Here is a 17,582-nt window from a genome sequence, read left to right as displayed (position 1 = left end):
CTTTTTTGTTGTTTGTTTTGTACCGGTGGTTGCGACAGGACTGCCGATTGGCCTGGGCCCGTGGCTGGAACTCACTTGAGCTTGGACGAGATGCCTGTCTTCACCAAGGCCCCATGTTGACCGACCACTTGTGCGGCGACGCTAGCGGCAAATTCGGCTGCGTGGGGCGGGTCGTCACCCTGCATCCAAGACGCAAGAAAAGCGCCGTTGAAACTATCGCCGGCACCTGTCGTATCGACCACCTTTGCAGCCGGCACTGCTGCGAGGAAAGTCCGCTCCTCACCAAAGCTCAATGTGATGCCACTCGCACCGTTCTTGACAACCAGCTTTTCGACGCCGAGCGAGCGATAGCGGTCAATGGTGGCGGAGACCGAGGCATCGCCGAAATGGGTCGCCTCATCCTCGAAACCCGGCATGACAATAGTCGCCAGGCGCGCGCCAGCGGCGATCATCCTGCGCATGGTGTCGGGGTTGTCCCAAAGCCCGGGGCGAATATTGGGGTCGAAAGCTATCAGCTTGCCCACAGCCCTGGCCCGTCCGAGTTCGGCCAGAAGTGTTTCGACCGCCGCCGGCGCCAGGATTGCCAGTGTTATGCCGGAAAAGAAGATCATTTCGGACGCATCGATCGCTGCGCGCAAAGCATCGCTGTCGTCGGCAAGAAGCCGCGCCGCAGAATTCGAGCGCCAGTAGGTAAAGCTGCGTTCGCCGCCCTTGAGGTGAATCATGTAGAGGCCGGGCGTTCGATGGGGCACGCGGCGAATGAGACTGGTGCCTATCCCGGCGCTTTGCATGAACGCCAGCATCTCGTCGGAAACCGGATCGGTGCCAATTGCAGTGAAATAGTCGACCGCGTACGCCGCCGGCAGGAAAGCGCGTAGATAGTAAGCGGTATTGAAAGTATCGCCGGCAAAACCTTTCCGCATCAGGCCGCCTTCGGCCTGCCTCAACTCAACCATACATTCGCCGATAGAGAGAATTCGTCCCACCATGCCGTGCCGCCAATCCAGGGTGAATCCAAAAAGAGAATTAAACCATCGCCGCTTCCCGTGATACGGCTCCGACAGGAGTGACATCCTTGATGAGGCGAACGACAGGGGTCCGCGGAAGGAGCAACTCCGCCATACATGTCAGTCGGCTCAAAAAGCTACAGTGACAAGCCACTGCCATTCTAATATATTAATTATGCACAGGCTAGGTACGTTCATCCAGCTACGAACCTCCAGAAGAAAAAGCGCGACCATGTTGACCCCACCCAAGGTAAAGGTGCTCCGCCTCAGTATCGAGGACAACGTTCTGGTGGCGGCAGCGCGCATTGAAAGGGGCGCGGACCTTGGCAACGCGGTCATGGCCCGTCAACCCATCCCGTTCGGTCACAAGGTGGCTGTAAAGCCCATCGCTGCGGAGGAACCAATCCGCAAGTTCGGGCAGATCATCGGCTTCGCCAGCCAGCCGATCGAGACCGGCGACTGGGTGCACGAGCACAACGTCTTCCTGCATGGCTTCGAGCGCGAACATCGGATCGGAGAAGATTATCGTCCGGAAACCATCCTTCCCACCGATGAGCAGGCCACTTTCCAAGGCTTCCGCCGCAACAACGGACGTGTCGGCACCCGCAACTATATCGGCATCCTCACAAGTGTGAACTGCTCGGCATCGGTAGCCCGTTTCATCGCCGAGGCTGCCACTCGCTCGGGCATGCTCGATGCCTATCCGAACATCGACGGCGTTGTCTCCTTCACCCACGGGACGGGTTGCGGGATGGCGGCGTCCGGCGAGGGTTATGATCTGCTGCAGCGCACGCAATGGGGCTATGCTGGCCACCCCAATCTCGGCGCCGTGTTGCTGGTCGGGTTAGGGTGCGAAGTTTTCCAGATCGGTCGGATGAAATCCGTCCAAAACGTCGAAGAAAGCGAAACTTTCCGCACGATGACCATCCAGGACAGCGGCGGCACGCGCCGGACGATCGAACAGGGCCTGGAGCGGATCAAGGACATGCTGCCGCTGGTCAATGCCGCACGGCGCGAACCAGCACCCGCCAGCGAACTGACCCTGGCGCTGCAATGCGGCGGCTCCGACGGCTATTCGGGGATCACCGCCAATCCGGCGCTGGGGTCCGCCGCTGACATTCTCGTGCGCAACGGCGGCACCGCAATCCTTTCGGAAACGCCCGAAATTTATGGCGCCGAACATCTGCTGACGCGCAGGGCGCGCAACCGCGAGGTCGGGGAAAAGCTGATCGAACGCATCAAATGGTGGGAGGATTACACCGCCCGCAATGGTGGGGAGATGAACAACAACCCCTCGCCCGGCAACAAGCTGGGCGGGCTGACGACCATATTGGAAAAATCTCTCGGGGCTGCGGCAAAGGGTGGCTCCACGCCGCTCAACGCCGTCTATGAATATGCCGAACGGGTAACCGAAAAGGGTCTCGTGTTCATGGACACGCCAGGTTACGATCCCGTCTCGGCCACCGGCCAGGTGGCGGGCGGCGCCAATGTCATCTGCTTTACCACCGGTCGCGGCTCGGCCTATGGCTGCAAGCCGACGCCATCCATCAAGCTTGCAACGAATACAGCGATGTACCAGCGCTTGTCGGAGGATATGGATATCAATTGCGGCGAAATCCTCGATGGCGTCACGATCGAAGAAAAAGGACACGAAATCTTCGAGGAGATTCTTGCGGTCGCGTCCGGCAAGCGCACCAAGTCCGAAGAGCTTGGCTACGGCGACAATGAGTTCGTTCCTTGGCAGATCGGCGCGGTGATGTAGCCGACCTGCCAAGAATGCGGCTTGCCCGACTAAGCTCCCGTTTCCAGCGCGTGAACGATGCCGCGCAATTCAGCCAGGCCGCGCAGGCGGCCGATTGCCGGATATCCCGGAGTGACCTTCTTGGTCAGGTCGTCAAGAATACGGTGGCCATGATCGGGGCGGAAGATGATCGTCTGATCCAGTGTACGCCTGCGGTCTTCGGCCAGAAGTTCGCGCAAGATCGCCACCATGTCGACATCGCCCTCAAGATGGGCGGATTCATGGAAGCTGCGGCCGTCTCCCTCACGTTTGGTAGCCCGGAGATGGGCGAAGTGGATGCGGGCGGCAAAGCGGTGCGCCATTGCGGGAAGATCATTGTCCGCGCGCACGCCAAGACTGCCCGTACAGTAACACATACCCACCCCAGGGGACGGGACCGCATCGAAAACTGCGGCATAGTCGTCGGCTGTCGAGGCAATCCGCGGCAGGCCGAAAAGCGACCGCGGCGGGTCATCCGGATGCAGGGTGAGCCGCACACCACAGCTTTCGGCAGCGGGAGCAACGGCGGCGAGGAACTCGATCAAATGATGTCGCAAGCGCGCAGCATCGATGCCGGCATAGCTTTCCAAACGATCGCGAAAAGCCGGGATAGTCAGGGGCTCGGTGGTCGAGCCCGGAAGAGCGCTGGCGATATTGGTGGTGAGATCGGCGACATCCTCGTCACTCATCGCCTCGAACACCGCCTTGGCGCGCGCACGATCTTCGGTGGAATATTCTGCTGCCGCGCCCTTGCGCTGCAAGATGTGAAGGTCAAAAGCTGCAAATCGGTCCTGGTCGAATCGCATGGCGGTCGCACCGCTCGGCAGTTCATAGTCGAGGTCGGTGCGCGTCCAATCCACCACCGGCATGAAGTTGAAACAGATGACGCCAATTTCGTTGGCGGCAACGGCCTCGAGGCTGGCGATCCAGGCCTCGATCTCTGCCTTGGCGGCAACACCTTTGCGCTTGACCGCATCGGGAACGGGAATGCTCTCGACGACAGACCAGACAAGTGGCGAGCGCCCTTGCGGCGTATCCTCGATCAGGCTCTTGCGCGCCGCAACCTCGCTTTCGGTCCAAGCCCGCCCGATCGGCACTTCATGCAACGCCGTTACGACATCGGTAGCGCCGGCCTGGCGGACCGCGTCAAGCGGAACACCGGATTCGGGCCCAAACCATCTCCACGCCTGTCGCATAAATCACGTCTCCGAAAAATAGTCGTTTGTCTGCGAGGCGGCTCCGATTTTGGCTGAACCGGAGAACCGCGCCGATCTCATGGCCGTATGGCTCTGAGCCTATCCGGCCCCCTGCTTTGCCGGAGAAGCTCTTAGACGAAGCAGTCCGGATAGCTGTCGCGAAGCTGCTCCACGTCTGGAATGACCGCGCTGAGATGGATCTTCATGGCATCGCAAGCCGCCTTCACCTTGTGCGCCGCAATCGCGTCGCGGATGATGATGTGCTCGCTAATGACATGCTCCATACGGCCAAGAGCCGGCAAGGTCATGCGGCGCGCACGATCGATCTGCACTTTAACTGGCCTCAGATAGCTCCAGATGCCAGGATAGCCGGCAATATTGGCAATGGCCTCGTGGAACGCCTCGTCAGCCTCGTGGAAACCGTTCAGATCCTGCCGGTCGGCAAGGAAGCGCTGCCGTGCCAGGATGTCATCAAGCTTGGCCACATCTTCGGCCGTGGCACAGCGCGCCGCCGTCTCTACCGTCGCCCCCTCCAGCGCCTGGCGGATAACCACGGCCTCAGGAATGAGTGAAGTCGGGATCGGCGCTACGAAGGTGCCGGATTGCGGATAGATGTTGACCAGGCCATCTTCGACCAGCCGGATCAGGGCTTCACGCACCGGCGTGCGGCTGATGCCGAACTTTTCGGCCAGCGCCTTTTCGTTCAACGCATTGCCGGGCTTGAGTTGCATGGAGACGATCGCCGTATGGAGCTCACGGTAAACCGCGGTCGCAGCTGTGGTCCGCACGATGCCCGCTTGGCGCGGCTTTGCAGCCCGCATGGGCGTCGGCCGAGCGGCTGCCTCGAAGCGTGAAATCTCCTTCTTGGATTTCGCTGAACTCATTCACCAATTCTCCACCGCGTGGTTAGTTGACATATTAATATATTATTCCGTAGTCTTCGCCAAGCTAGGAACGCCGGTTCGTCACAACTATGAGCGCCGAGATTTTCGGCGAGGCTGTCTTTCCGTCACAGCTATCACAAGGACCAGAAATGCCGCTCCATCCCGATAGGCTGTTGCCGTCCGAATCCACCACCGGGGCGATTGCAAAGCGCTTGTATCAGAGTGTGCGAGCGCTGCCGATCATCTCGCCGCATGGTCATACCGATCCGAGCTGGTATGCCGAAAACGCTGCTTTTCCCGACCCGGCAACACTGTTCGTCAAACCCGATCATTATATTTTCCGCATGCTTTATTCACAGGGTGTGAAGCTGGAAGCGCTGGGCGTGCCACGGCTGGACGGCATGCCGGTGGAAACCGACGGCCGCAAGATCTGGCGCATCTTTGCCGACAACTATCACCTGTTTCGCGGCACGCCGTCGCGGCTGTGGTTCGAGCATTCGCTGCAGGAAGTATTCGGCATCGAGGATCGGTTGAATTCGGCCAATGCCGACCTCCTCTATGACCGGATTGCCGAGCGGCTCGGTGAAGCGGACATGCGGCCACGTGCACTTTATGAACGCTTCAACATCGAGGTGATCGCGACCACTGACGCCGCCACCGATCCGCTTGCCGCACATGACGGGATCAAGGCTTCGGGCTGGAAAGGCCGTGTCGTCCCGACCTACCGGCCGGACGCCGTCATCGACGCCTCCCGCAAGGATTTCCGCAGCGAGGTCGAGCGTTTCCTGGCGCTTGCCGGCGCACCGGCGACCTATGCCGGCTATCTGGACGCGCATCGCTCGCAGCGTGCCTATTTCAAGCAACGCGGCGCCACCTCGACGGACCACGGGCATCCGAGCGCCCGCACGGTGGACCTGTCGCGAAATGAAGCGGAAGCGCTATTCGAACGGGTGCTGAAGCCTGACGTCTCGGCCGAAGATGCCGATATTTTCCGTGCACAGATGCTGACCGAGATGGCGCGCATGAGCGTTGAGGATGGGTTGGTGATGCAACTCCATCCGGGCTCGTTTCGCAATCACAATCCGCAGCTTTTTGCCGAGTTCGGCCTGGACAAGGGAGCCGACATCCCGACCCGCACCGATTATGTGAGCAATCTCAAGCCGCTGCTCGATGCTCTCGGCAATGACACCCGGCTGACGCTGATCCTGTTCACGCTGGACGAAACGGCTTACGGTCGCGAATTGGCGCCGCTCGCCGGCCACTACCCGGCACTACGGCTGGGGCCGCCTTGGTGGTTCTTCGACAGCCCGGAGGGGATGCACCGCTTTCGCGAACTCACCACCGAGACGGCCGGATTCTACAATACGGTCGGCTTCAACGACGATACCCGTGCATTTTGTTCGATCCCGGCACGGCATGATATGGCGCGGCGAGTCGACTGCGCCTATCTGGCCGGGCTGGTCGCCGACCATCGGCTGGAAGAAGACGAGGCGCATGAACTGGCGCACGACCTCGCCTATCGGCTGGCCAAGCAGGCCTATCGGCTGTGACGACGGCAAAGCGCCTGTCCAACAAGACGCTTGGCGAATTGCCGCCAGCCATCACCCGTCCCGCCTATGATCGCAGCTTGATTGCCCCCGGCATCGTGCATCTCGGCATCGGTGCCTTCCATCGCGCGCATCAGGCAGTCTATACCGACACCGTTCTCGGCAGCGGGGATTTGCGCTGGGGCATTGTCGGCGCCTCGTTGCGCAGCGCCGAAACACGCGACGCGCTGGCGCCGCAGGATGGCCTTTACACTGTTGCCGCCCGCAATGGCGAAGGCGAGCAGTTGCGTGTGGTGGGGAGCAGTTCCGGCCTGGTGGTGGCGCCGGAAGACCCGCAAGCCCTGCTGACGGCGATGACTCGTCCGGAGGTGAAGCTCGTTTCATTGACGGTGACCGAAAAGGGCTATTGTCATGCCCCGGCAAGCGGAACCCTTGATGAAACGCATCCTGACATCCGCCATGACCTTGCCGCTCCGGGCTCGCCGCATAGCGCCATCGGTTTCGTCGTCGAGGCTATTGCCCGCCGCCGCGCCGCCGGCCTTGCGCCCTTCACCTTGCTCTCCTGTGACAATCTTCCGGCCAACGGCCGGACGCTGAAAAACGTCGCAATCCGCTTTGCGGAACTCCGTGACCCGGATCTCAGCCGCTATGTCGCCGACGAGATCTCCTGCCCCTCGACCATGGTCGACCGTATCGTGCCGGCAACCACGGATCCCGATCGCGCGGCGATTGCCGAAAGGCTCGGGCTTGCCGATACCTGGCCGGTGATGACCGAGCCATTTTCGCAATGGGTGATCGAGGATGATTTTTCCGCCGGGCGACCGGAATGGGAAGAGGCCGGCGCGATATTCGTGAAAGATGTCGACGCCTATGAGTTGATGAAGCTTCGACTACTCAACGGCAGCCATTCGACGCTTGCCTATCTCGGCTACCTGGCTGGCCATGAAACCGTCGCCGAAACGATGGCCGCGCCAGGCTTCTCCGAGTTGATCAAGAAACTTATGGACGAAGAGGTTTCCCCGACCCTTCCGCCACTGCCGGGCATCGACCTTACTGCATACAAGGCCGATCTCCTCTCCCGGTTCCGCAACTCGGCGCTGCGTCACCGCACCTGGCAGATCGCCATGGACGGTTCGCAAAAGCTGCCCCAGCGACTGCTCAACACGATCCGCGATCGTCTTGGGGCCGGCGCGCCTTTTTCGCGGCTGGCGCTCGGTGTCGCTGCCTGGATGCGCTATGCCTGCGGTACAGATGAGAAGGGCAGGCAAATCGACGTTCGCGACCCGCTTGCCGCGGCCATGCGAAGCCGGACGCAAGGGATGGATACTGCAAGCGAGTTGAGTGGAGCATTGCTCCAGCTTGAGCAGGTTTTCGGCATCGACCTTCCCGCCAATCCGGAATTCCGCGCATCGGTCGAGATGGCATTGGGCAGGCTGTTGCGCAGCGGCGCGGCCGCGACAGTGCAACATTTTCGCAGTTCATAGGCAGAGAGCAAGCCGACAGAAAGCTGTTGTGTTTGAAGACTGATAGATTAATATATCAAAGATAGGATAAAGACAGACGACATTCGTGGTATTCAGGGAGGAGACGAAATGATCAGCATCACTCGCAGACAGGCACTCGGCGCACTGGCCAGCGTGGCCACGCTGCCGGCAACACGTGGCTTTGCGCAAACGGCGACCCTGCCGACTTCGCCGGTCGCTATCAACGTGGTTGACGTCGCCGGCAATCTCGCGCTCACGCAAAAAGCGATCGAAAATTATCGTGCGGCAAAGCCGGAGCTTGTGTCGAGCATCACCTTCACCAAGGCTCCCGCACCTGAACTGCCAGGCAAGATCAAGGCCCAGCAAGGGGCGGGCCGCGTCGATATCGACCTGGTGCTGACTGGCACGGACGCGCTTTCGGCGGGTCTGGAGATGGATTTGTGGGTCAAGCTTCTGCCGGATGAATCCGGCGCCCTGCCGAAACTGGAAGACATCTATCAAGAGCCGGCGGCGCGCATGCTGGCGCTTGGCAAGGATCACGGCGTCGTTGTGACCTACTATCCTTCCGGTCCGTTGCTCGAATATATGCCAGACAAGGTCCAGACGGTTCCGACCACGGCGGAAGAACTGCTTGGCTGGGCGAAAGAAAACTCGAACCGCTTCCTCTATGCACGCCCGGCAAATTCCGGCCCCGGCCGCACCTTCCTTATGGGCCTGCCCTATCTGCTCGGCGATGCCGACCCAAAGGACCCGGTCAAGGGCTGGGACAAGACCTGGGCCTATCTGAAAGAACTGCACAAATATATCGAATACTACCCGACCGGAACCGGCGCGCTGATGAAGGAACTCGGTGAGGGCACGCGCGACCTGACTGTGACCACGACCGGTTGGGACATCAACCCCCGCGTCCTCGGCGTCGTGCCGAAGGAAGCCAAGGTGGCTGCGCTGAAGGGCTTCCACTGGGTCGCCGACGCCCACTATATGTGCGTGCCGAAAGGCGTTTCCGACGAAAAGCTGGCCGTGCTGAAGGATCTGATGGCCTTCCTGCTGACGCCCGAACAACAGGCGTTCACCTATGACCAAGGCTATTTCTATCCCGGCCCCGCGGTAAAGGGCGTGACCCTCGACATGGCTCCGCAGGAAAGCCAGGACTCAATCGCCGAATTCGGCCGCGAGGAATATGCCGATCTGATCGCCAACAACCCGATCGAACTGCCGCTCGAGCCGGCAGCGATGGTCACAGCGTTCCGCATCTGGGACGAACAGGTCGCCGCGGTAGCAAAATAGGTCGATCGGCCTGTCGGACAGGCGCGGCAACGGCGGGTGCTTGCTGCCGGCCATATCCGGGCCTGAAATCCGGCGACGTGTCGGATACTCACTTCACGTCAGGACTCGGGCTGCTGTCCGGTTCCTGCACAGCAACGGGATTTATGGATGCTGTTAGCATCGTCGAAATTCAATCAGCTCCGCCTTGACCATTTGACGCGGTCATTCGGATCGGTGAACGCGCTTCAGGACGTCTCCCTGTCGATCGGAAAGGGCGAATTCATTGCGCTTCTCGGCCCTTCGGGCTGCGGAAAATCGACGGCGCTCAACTGTATCGCCGGCCTGCTTGCAGCCACCGGCGGCAGCATCTATCTCGACGACAAGCGCATCGACCAGTTGAAGCCGGAGGACCGTGGTTTCGGCATGGTGTTCCAGAGCTATGCGCTGTTTCCGCACATGACCGTGCACGCCAATATCGGCTTCGGCCTCAAGATGCGCGGCACGGCCAAGGCCGAGATATCAAGGCGGGTGGACGAGGCGCTGATGCTCGTGCGCCTCGAGACGCATGGCCACAAATTGCCCGGGCAGTTGTCCGGCGGCCAGCAGCAGCGTGTCGCCATTGCCCGCGCCATCGTCATCGAACCGCCCCTGGTCCTGATGGACGAGCCGTTGTCCAATCTCGATGCAAAGCTGCGCCTGGAAATGCGCGCCGAGATCAGGCGCATTCACAACCAGTTGGGCGCCACCACCATCTATGTCACCCACGATCAGGACGAGGCGCTCTCGCTCGCCGACCGCATCGTGGTGCTGCGCGACGGCCAGATCCGGCAAGTGGGTTCACCGCGTATTCTTTATGAAAGCCCCGACCACCTCGACGTCGCCGAATTCATGGGTTACCGCAACCGCCTCACCGGTAAGGTGACGGCCCGCGACGGTGACCGGGTGACGGTCGAGGTTGGCACCGTCAAACTCGCCGGCAATATGCGCGGCGAAATCCCCATCGGCGCGCAGGCTGTTATTGCCGCGCGCCCGGACGATGTCACCGCCATTGACGCCGGCGACAACGCGCTTACCGCCACAGTCGAGACCATCGAATATCGCGGCCGTGAATTTGTCGGCACCGCGCGCACCGAGGGAGGTCTCGAACTGATTTTCCATGCGCCGCAGGCCGCAGCGATAGGGAGCACCATTTCGCTGGCGGTCGACCCGGCCCACGCCCTGGCTTATGCGGCGTGAGCGCGCCGATGCAGAAGACAGACCACACGCCGCCCCCTTCCCTTCGCCAGCGCCTGGCCCTGCGAGGGATGGACGGTGTCACATTGCTGGTACTGCCGGCTGTCCTGTTCGTACTCGCTATCTTCGTCTATCCATTTGTCTATGGCCTGCTTCTGTCCTTCGAGCCGAAGGAAGGCGGGATGTTCGCCAACTACACCCGCTTCTTCTCCGACCCGTTTCTCTACAACACCATCGCCACGACCTTGTGGCTTGCCGTGCCCGTGACCATCATCAGTCTTGCCCTTGCGCTGCCGGTCGCCTTCCGCGTTCGCCTGATGACGCGCCAGCGCCTGCTGACCACGATCCTCGTTCTGCCGGTCACGCTGGGCACGGTTCTGGTAGCAGAAGGTCTGCTCAACTTTCTGGGGCCGCAAGGCTGGTTCAGCCGCACGCTGATGCTGTTCGGGATCATCGACAGTCCGGTCAAGCTCACCAACAATTACTGGGGCGTGTTTGCTTCGCTGATCATCACCGGCTTTCCCTTCACCTTCCTTCTGACGCTGTCTTACGTCACCGGCATCGACCCGGCATTGGAACAAGCGGCGGCGACGCATGGCGCGCGCGCCTGGCAACGCTTCCGCCATGTCTTCCTGCCGCTTCTGGTGCCGGGGCTGGCAATCGCCTTCCTCCTCTCCTTCGTGCAGGCGTTCGCGGTCTTCCCGTCGGCGATCCTGCTCGGTGCGCCCGCCGGCCCCACGCGCGTGATTTCGATTGCGGCTTATCAGGCAGCCTTTGAGCAGTATGATTATTCGATGGCATCGGCGATCGCCATGATCATGGCCGCTGTGCAACTGGTCATCGTCGTCGCCGTCCTGATGTTGCGCAACCTGTTCTATCGCGGTTCGACCGCAGGCGGGAAAGGCTGAGATGATCCGCGATACCACAATCGGCGCCAAGCTCTGGATTACCGCGATATGGGTGGTAGTGGCCTTTTTCGTCGTCAATCTGATCGCGATGATTGCGACTGTGATCCTGTCATCCTTCGGCACGCGCTGGCTCGGCACCTGGTTGCCGGCTGGATACACCACGCGCTGGTATTTTACAGCATGGGCAGAGTTCCAGCTCTACGACATCTTGATCGTGACGTTTCAGATCGCCTTCACCGTGGTGGTGCTATCCGGCCTGCTTGGGGTGACAGCCGCCTATGCGCTGGCTCGGCGTGAATTTCCCGGCAAGAAGCTGGTGATGCTTTTGTTCCTGCTGCCGCTTCTGGTGCCGCCGATCACCTACGGCATTCCCTTGGCGACGGTGCTTTATCAATCGGGCGTCGGCGGAACATTCTGGGGCGTGGTGCTGGCAAATCTCGTGCCGACCGTCCCCTTCGTCATCCTGGTGATGATCCCCTTCATCGAGCAGATCGACCCCAAGGTCGAGGCGGCGGCGCGCGTTTTCGGTGCCAACACGTTTCAGCTTTTCCGCTATGTCTTGCTGCCGATGCTGGTGCCGGGTATCCTCGCGGCGCTGCTGCTCGTACTGGTGCGGACCATCGGCATGTTCGAACTGACCTTCCTGACCGCCGGTCCGACCAGCCAGACGCTCGTGGTAGCGCTCTATTATTCGGTATTCGCCTCCGGTGTACGCGCCGTCCAGTCGATCGACGCTATGGCAGTGATTTATATGATCACGACCTTGATCTGGCTTCTGATTGCGCTACGCTTCGTCAATCCAACGCAGATCGTCGCCCGAGCCAAACAGCAACCGGCAACGGTATAAGCTCACGGACTGGTGGAAGTTTCTGGCGGGTTTTGCTGCGACGGACGACCTGTCAAACGTGATTGGAATCGGCCGGCTATGGCGGAGCAATCCCGCACTGGCTAGCTCGACCTGAGTGCTGACATCCTCATGCAGGTAGCTGTGATGCCTGGCAGGTCAAGCGACACTTGGATCGCCGACTGGATCGTCGTGTCGGCCAGGAATCGACGATCAGGTATTCAAAGTTCGGATCGTCCGACATCGCCGCGAAGATGCGCCACCAGATGCCTTGGAGCCGGTCCGTACGATCCACAGAACCGCTTCAACAAGCATTCGGTTGTCGCGACCCGAAGAACCCCGCGTCGTCGCCGATAATGTGTTGCGATATCCGCTCCCATTGATCGTCCCGAAGGATCAGACGGTCCAGAACACCCATGGCTGCCTCCAAAAGACAGCCTTGAATCTGATTTGCACGCTCTGGGGATCCCACCTCTTTCCCTTTCTTGTTTTCTACCCCGTCGCTTGCAACGTGCAGCGGTCACATTCTGATATTGCATTCTGGACAAACACCCATCATATGATGTAAGTTTTCATCACCATATGATGGAGAAAAAATGCTTGCCACCGCGCACCTATTTCCGAAACTCCCGGAACGACAGGACTTCTCGGCCGAAGCCGATAGGGCGCGACTGTCGAAAGTGGCGTTCAAAGCCTACAAGCGTCTCGTCGAACAGTGGGGCCTGACGGGCCAGCAGGCTGCAGCACTCCTCGACGTCTCAACAAGCACCTGGGAGCGGCTGAAGCGGGACGGGAAGGAAAAACACCTCAGCCAGGACCAACTGACTCGGATCTCGGCAATGGTCGGCATCTATAAAGGGCTGCATCTGTTGTTTGCCGACGACATGGCAGACCGCTGGCCGAAACTCGAAAACAAGGCCCCCCTATTCGCTCGGTCGAGCCCGATTGCTTCAATGATGAAGAGCGGCATCCCCCAGATGCTCGAGGTACGCAGATATGTCGACGCAGTCCGTGGGGGACTGTGATTGTCGATTGATGGCGTCCCTGTCGTAACTGAGGCGTTTCCCAAAACCGTCCGGCTGGTGACGACCGCACGACTTCGTGCGGCGGTGCTGGTCCGATTGGTGGACAACGAAGATGAACTCGAACTCCTCGCCGAGATTGAAGGCGCGACAAGCACTCGGCTGATCGCGCAGGAGAAAGGGATTTCCGGGCTGGCAGCCAACGAACTCGTCTACGACGTGCCGCATGCGCATTTCATCAACGCGTCGTTCGCCTATGCCAAACCGCAGCAGCCGAACCGTTTCAACGGATCGGATCGCGGCGCCTGGTATGCCGCGCTCGATGTCGAGACCTGCCTTGATGAGGTCGGATATCATCTGTCCAGCGCACTGGCAGACGCCGGCGACTACAAAGCCATCGTCGAATATGCGGAAATGTTCTGCAGCTTCGCCGGCGAGTTCCTTGATCTTCGCCAAGTGCCGGATCACCCATCACTTGGTCCGGACAAGGCCACGGCTTACCCGATCGGCAAAGCGCTGGCCGGCAGCGCCCGTGCTGAGGGTCTTAACGGCATTATCTATCCATCGGTGCGACATCGAGACGGCACCTGCATTGTCGCGCTGCGGCCTGCGGCGGTGCAGTCTGTCAGGCAGGGAGCCGTCTACCGTATGATATGGAAGGACGACCCCACGCCAAAGATCGAAGGACCGTTGTGACCACTTGCTGCGTCCTTGTCCGTCTTCTTCCCGAAGACATCCTCCGGCACGTGGAGCAGACGGGCCGGTGCAACTGCGGCCGAGCATCCTTGCTCGGCTAGCCAAGCGGGGCTCTTTAGCCCTGCGAAGAGCGAACGGCGCGACTGGGCGTCAGCGGTCTGCCCGGTCTGCGAGCAAGGTTTTCCTCCTTACCGGTTTCCTGCTTGCGTCTACGTCCGTTCTCCAGAATGCCGATGGATTTATACCAGGATTTCTCCGTCGGATGCTGGCCTCGGAACTTACGCTCGCCATTGCCCCCGCCGCACGAAGACAAGCAGGAGGCTACGCGATCATCGACGCCAGTTGAGTAGATTGAGACCGCCGCGCCAAAACTGAGGCCTGTGATGCCAATGCGCTCCGGATCCACTTCGGGTCGTTTGGCGAGTCAGGACAGAGTGTTCTTTGGTTCGGCGACCTGGTCGAAGCACCGCACCTGTGCCCTCTTACCCTCACTTTCTCCGCAGCAACGGAAGTCGAACCGCAGCGCCACATGTCTGTCGGCACTTGGATCGAGGGGCGTCTGCGGCTACTAGTCCGGCATGGATCGGCTCGACTGCGTCAGGATGTTAGTTACGGTGATGGAAGCGGGCAGCTTTGCCCGCGCCGCAGAACGTTTGCGGACCAGCCCCGGCCAGGCGTCGAAGCTGGTGTCGCGGCTGGAATCAGAACTCGGCGTTCGGCTGCTCAATCGCACCACCCGCGCACTCGCGGCAACTGAAGCGGGTCAAGCCTATTTCGAGCGCATGAGGGTTCTGCTCGCTGATTTCGACGCAGTCGAGGACTCGGTGCGCAACACGTCAGGCACACCGAGAGGCCGCCTGCGGCTCACCGCGCCCGTGTCCTTCGGTGCGACGCAACTGGCACCGGTCCTGGTCGAGTTCGCCCGGCAGTTCCCGCAGATCGAACTCGATGTCAGTTTCTCGGATCGGGTCGTCAGTCTGGTGGACGAAGGATTCGACGTCGCGATCCGCATTGGTAGTCCTGCCGATTCCGGCCTCATTGCTCGCCAACTATGTGAGGCGCGCATTGTGGTCTGTGCGTCCGAGGCGTATCTGCGCGAACATGACGTGCCAAGTGTACCGAAAGACCTAAAATCCCACGACTGCATCATCGACACCAATTTCCGCGAACCAGGTGTGTGGGCGTTTCGCGAAACGGACGGCATGGACACGCTTGTCGAAGTCACTGGCCGGTTGCGCTTTTCCAATGCCGAGGTCGCCTTGACGGCCGCCGAAGCGGGCCTCGGTGTAGCGCGCGCGCCAAGTTTCACCGCCGGACCCCGGTTCCGTGCCGGACGGCTCGTGCCGCTGCTGCGCGAATTCGAACCAAAGCCGCTTTCCGTCTATGCCCTCTATCCGCCCGGCCGGCATCTCGCCATCAAGGTCAGGGTCTTCGTCGACTTCCTCGTTGCCTATTTTCGCAATGGGCCGGAATGGGACAAAGGCTGGTAAAGGCAATTCATTCCATTATGGAAATAAATAACTACTCTTTGGCGGGATAATATCTCTGGCGGAAATCCTCTATCTCCTTGCCATCGGCGCTGACCAAGCGCGTTGCTCAAAAGGAGAGACCATCATGACCATTGCGATCATCGGAACCGGCAACATGGCCAAGGGCCTTGCCGGCGTATTTTCCAAGGCCGGCTATTCCGTCACATTCGGTTCGCGCGATGCGGCCAAAGCCCACGAAGCGGCTCGCGAACTGGGTGGCACTGTTTCTGGCGCTGATATCACGTCGGCAGCCGGCAATTCTGACATCGTCGTTCTCGCCGTTCCGTTCGAGGCAGCCGGCGATGCTATCGCTGCGGCAAGTGGTCTTGAAGGCAAGATCGTCATTGACATCACCAACCCGCTGACCGCCGATTATTCGGGGCTGACCATCGGTCATTCGACCAGCGCCGGCGAGGAAATCCAGAAACTTGCTCCCAGGGCCAAGGTGGTCAAGGCATTCAACACGATCTTCGCCTCGGTGCTGCAGGCCGGCGGCAAGGTTGGCGACAGGCCTACCACCGTCTTCATTGCCGGCGACGACCAGACTGCAATCGATACGGTCGAGGCTGTAGCTTCCAAGTCCGGTTTCGTTCCTGTCCAGGTCGGCGCACTGAGCGTCTCGCGCTATCTGGAGCCGGTCGCCGGCCTCAACATCCAACTGGGTTACATGCGCGGTTTCGGCACCGATATCGCCCCCACCTGGCAGACCGCAGCCTAAAGCTTGAAGCCCAACCATTAGGAGCTACGAACATGAACAACACCGACAACGCCAACCTCGCCGCCCTTCTCCTACGCGTCAGCATGGGCATCCTGTTCCTCGCCCATGCGGGCTTGAAGATCTTCATCTTCACGCCGGCAGGTACCGTCGGGTTCTTCGAAAGTCTCGGTTTTCCCGGCCCTCTTGCCTATCTGGTTATCGCCGCTGAACTTCTTGGGGGCCTTGCCTTGCTTGCCGGGGTGTGGACCCGCTGGGTTTCCATCGGGCTGATCCCGGTCCTGCTTGGTTCGATCTACGCTCCGCATGGCGCTGCCGGCTTCTTTTTCAGCAATCCCAATGGCGGCTGGGAGTTCCCGGCATTCTGGGCAATCGCGCTTGCCTCGCTGGCGCTGCTCGGCAACGGCGCTTACGCCCTGCAAAAGGCGCGTGGCTAAAATTGAACGACATCTATCGCGGATGGTGACCGCTCCATCCGCCACCTGCCTATCATCCCCAAAGGAATACAATCATGACGATCGCCATAACAGGAGCCACCGGGCAGCTTGGACGTTTTGTAATAGACAAACTAAGGACCAGGACGTCATCTGCTGACATCGTGGCACTGGCGCGCAACCCCGCCAAAGCCGCCGATCTGGGCGTCAATGTCCGCGAAGCAGATTATGCCAGGCCCGGCACGCTCGAACGAGCCCTTGAAGGAATGGAGACGCTGCTCCTCATCTCGTCGAGTGAGGTGGGTCAACGTGGCTCACAACATCACAACGTCATCGAAGCGGCCCGGAAAGCGGGCGTGAGACGGATCGTCTACACCAGCCTGCTGCATGCCGACACCTCGCCGCTCGATCTTGCAGAAGAGCATCGGCAGACCGAAGCCGAATTGAGGGCTTCGGGAATTCCGTCCACGATACTGCGTAATGGCTGGTACACCGAGAACTACACGGCATCGGTCGCTGGCGCGCTCGCCGGCGGTGCGTTCATCGGCAGTGCAGGTGACGGCCAGATCTCATCGGCCGCGCGCGCCGATTACGCGGAAGCGGCGGTCGCCGTTCTCGCCAGCGAAGGTCATGACGGCAAGACATATGAACTCGCCGGCGACGACGCTTATACGCTTGCCGACCTCGCAGCCGAGATCTCGCACCAGTCGGGCAAGGCGATACCGTACAAGAATCTACCCGAAGGCGATTATGCTGCGGCGCTGGCAGGCTTTGGCTTGCCCGAGCCCATGGCAAAGGCATTCGCCCGCTATGATGTCGATGCCTCGAAAGGCGCACTCTTCGATGATGGGCGCCAACTCTCGAAGCTGATCGACCGCCCAACCACACCGCTTTCATCCGTCGTTACGGCGGCGCTGAGCTAATTTCTCGTGATGGCGGCGCGACGCGGATGTCGCGCCCTCCAAATCCGCGATTAGAACGCCGTGCACCCAGTGGGACGCACATAGGGCGCTCTAATACTTTGCCTCTTCACTTTG

16 protein-coding genes and 1 pseudogene are annotated in these 17,582 nt (G+C 60.5%); 13 read left to right on the top strand and 4 right to left on the bottom strand.

The annotated features are described in order from the left end of the window. Positions 1 to 71: 71 nt before the first annotated feature. Entirely contained in the window at positions 72 to 989 is a 918-nt protein-coding gene (locus tag ASD64_RS02740; protein ID WP_056100363.1) for a sugar kinase, read from the bottom strand. Positions 990 to 1,239: 250 nt separating this feature from the next. Here ASD64_RS02740 and ASD64_RS02735 point away from each other — a divergent pair, with 250 nt between their 5' ends. Beyond that, complete coding sequence (locus ASD64_RS02735) at positions 1,240 to 2,769, top strand: UxaA family hydrolase (protein ID WP_056100360.1); 1,530 nt, start codon at positions 1,240 to 1,242, stop codon at positions 2,767 to 2,769. Positions 2,770 to 2,798: 29 nt separating this feature from the next. Here the strand turns inward: ASD64_RS02735 and uxuA are convergent, their stop codons facing one another. Both uxuA and ASD64_RS02725 read right to left on the bottom strand, forming a co-directional pair. After that, on the bottom strand, positions 2,799 to 3,983 hold the full coding sequence (gene uxuA, locus ASD64_RS02730) for a mannonate dehydratase (protein ID WP_056100358.1): 1,185 nt from the start codon (positions 3,981 to 3,983) through the stop codon (positions 2,799 to 2,801). A gap of 131 nt (positions 3,984 to 4,114) precedes the next feature. Beyond that, entirely contained in the window at positions 4,115 to 4,867 is a 753-nt protein-coding gene (locus tag ASD64_RS02725; protein ID WP_082549826.1) for a GntR family transcriptional regulator, read from the bottom strand. Positions 4,868 to 5,016: 149 nt separating this feature from the next. On the opposite strand from ASD64_RS02725, the gene uxaC reads away from it, so the two are divergent. The 6 genes from uxaC (at position 5,017) to ASD64_RS02695 (ending at position 12,152) form a co-directional block, all read left to right on the top strand. After that, the gene (gene uxaC / locus ASD64_RS02720; protein WP_056100355.1) at positions 5,017 to 6,417 is read left to right on the top strand and encodes a glucuronate isomerase; all 1,401 of its coding nucleotides are present in this window, start codon (positions 5,017 to 5,019) and stop codon (positions 6,415 to 6,417) included. Then, positions 6,414 to 7,898 carry a mannitol dehydrogenase family protein gene (locus ASD64_RS02715; protein ID WP_056100352.1) on the top strand — a complete coding sequence of 495 codons (1,485 nt, stop codon included), beginning with the start codon at positions 6,414 to 6,416 and terminating at the stop codon, positions 7,896 to 7,898. Before uxaC ends, ASD64_RS02715 begins: the two co-directional genes overlap by 4 nt. A 111-nt stretch (positions 7,899 to 8,009) precedes the next feature. Then, entirely contained in the window at positions 8,010 to 9,185 is a 1,176-nt protein-coding gene (locus ASD64_RS02710) for an extracellular solute-binding protein (RefSeq protein ID WP_056100630.1), read from the top strand. 147 nt (positions 9,186 to 9,332) lie between these two features. Further along, positions 9,333 to 10,400: an ABC transporter ATP-binding protein gene (locus ASD64_RS02705; protein WP_056100351.1), complete on the top strand. Its 1,068-nt coding sequence runs from the start codon at positions 9,333 to 9,335 to the stop codon at positions 10,398 to 10,400. 8 nt (positions 10,401 to 10,408) lie between these two features. Then, entirely contained in the window at positions 10,409 to 11,305 is an 897-nt protein-coding gene (locus tag ASD64_RS02700) for an ABC transporter permease (RefSeq protein ID WP_056100348.1), read from the top strand. Between the two features lies 1 nt (position 11,306). Continuing rightward, a complete protein-coding gene (locus tag ASD64_RS02695) occupies positions 11,307 to 12,152 on the top strand; it encodes an ABC transporter permease (protein WP_056100344.1) in 846 nt (281 codons plus the stop codon). A 199-nt stretch (positions 12,153 to 12,351) separates the two neighbouring features. Here ASD64_RS02695 and ASD64_RS20345 read toward each other — a convergent pair. Then, positions 12,352 to 12,567 (bottom strand): annotated as a pseudogene (locus tag ASD64_RS20345) (IS5/IS1182 family transposase); the annotation flags it as partial. A 178-nt stretch (positions 12,568 to 12,745) separates the two neighbouring features. On the opposite strand from ASD64_RS20345, the gene ASD64_RS02690 reads away from it, so the two are divergent. From ASD64_RS02690 to ASD64_RS02665, 6 genes are all read left to right on the top strand, one after another. Then, entirely contained in the window at positions 12,746 to 13,174 is a 429-nt protein-coding gene (locus tag ASD64_RS02690; protein WP_056100342.1) for an antitoxin Xre-like helix-turn-helix domain-containing protein, read from the top strand. Beyond that, positions 13,175 to 13,867 carry an RES family NAD+ phosphorylase gene (locus ASD64_RS02685; protein WP_056100338.1) on the top strand — a complete coding sequence of 231 codons (693 nt, stop codon included), beginning with the start codon at positions 13,175 to 13,177 and terminating at the stop codon, positions 13,865 to 13,867. Positions 13,868 to 14,445: 578 nt separating this feature from the next. Continuing rightward, positions 14,446 to 15,357 carry a LysR family transcriptional regulator gene (locus ASD64_RS02680; protein WP_056100335.1) on the top strand — a complete coding sequence of 304 codons (912 nt, stop codon included), beginning with the start codon at positions 14,446 to 14,448 and terminating at the stop codon, positions 15,355 to 15,357. A gap of 124 nt (positions 15,358 to 15,481) precedes the next feature. After that, positions 15,482 to 16,114, top strand: coding sequence for an NADPH-dependent F420 reductase (locus ASD64_RS02675; protein ID WP_056100333.1), 633 nt, complete (start codon positions 15,482 to 15,484; stop codon positions 16,112 to 16,114). A 32-nt stretch (positions 16,115 to 16,146) separates the two neighbouring features. After that, positions 16,147 to 16,548 (top strand): DoxX family protein, encoded by a 402-nt coding sequence (locus ASD64_RS02670; RefSeq protein WP_056100330.1) that lies wholly within the window; start codon positions 16,147 to 16,149, stop codon positions 16,546 to 16,548. Between the two features lie 74 nt (positions 16,549 to 16,622). After that, positions 16,623 to 17,468, top strand: coding sequence for an SDR family oxidoreductase (locus tag ASD64_RS02665; RefSeq protein ID WP_056100327.1), 846 nt, complete (start codon positions 16,623 to 16,625; stop codon positions 17,466 to 17,468). Positions 17,469 to 17,582: the final 114 nt, after the last annotated feature.

Origin of the sequence: Mesorhizobium sp. Root157 (genome assembly GCF_001427385.1) — a bacterium.
In the GTDB taxonomy this organism is placed as follows: domain Bacteria; phylum Pseudomonadota; class Alphaproteobacteria; order Rhizobiales; family Rhizobiaceae; genus Mesorhizobium.
This window is presented reverse-complemented; position numbering and strand designations above follow the sequence as displayed.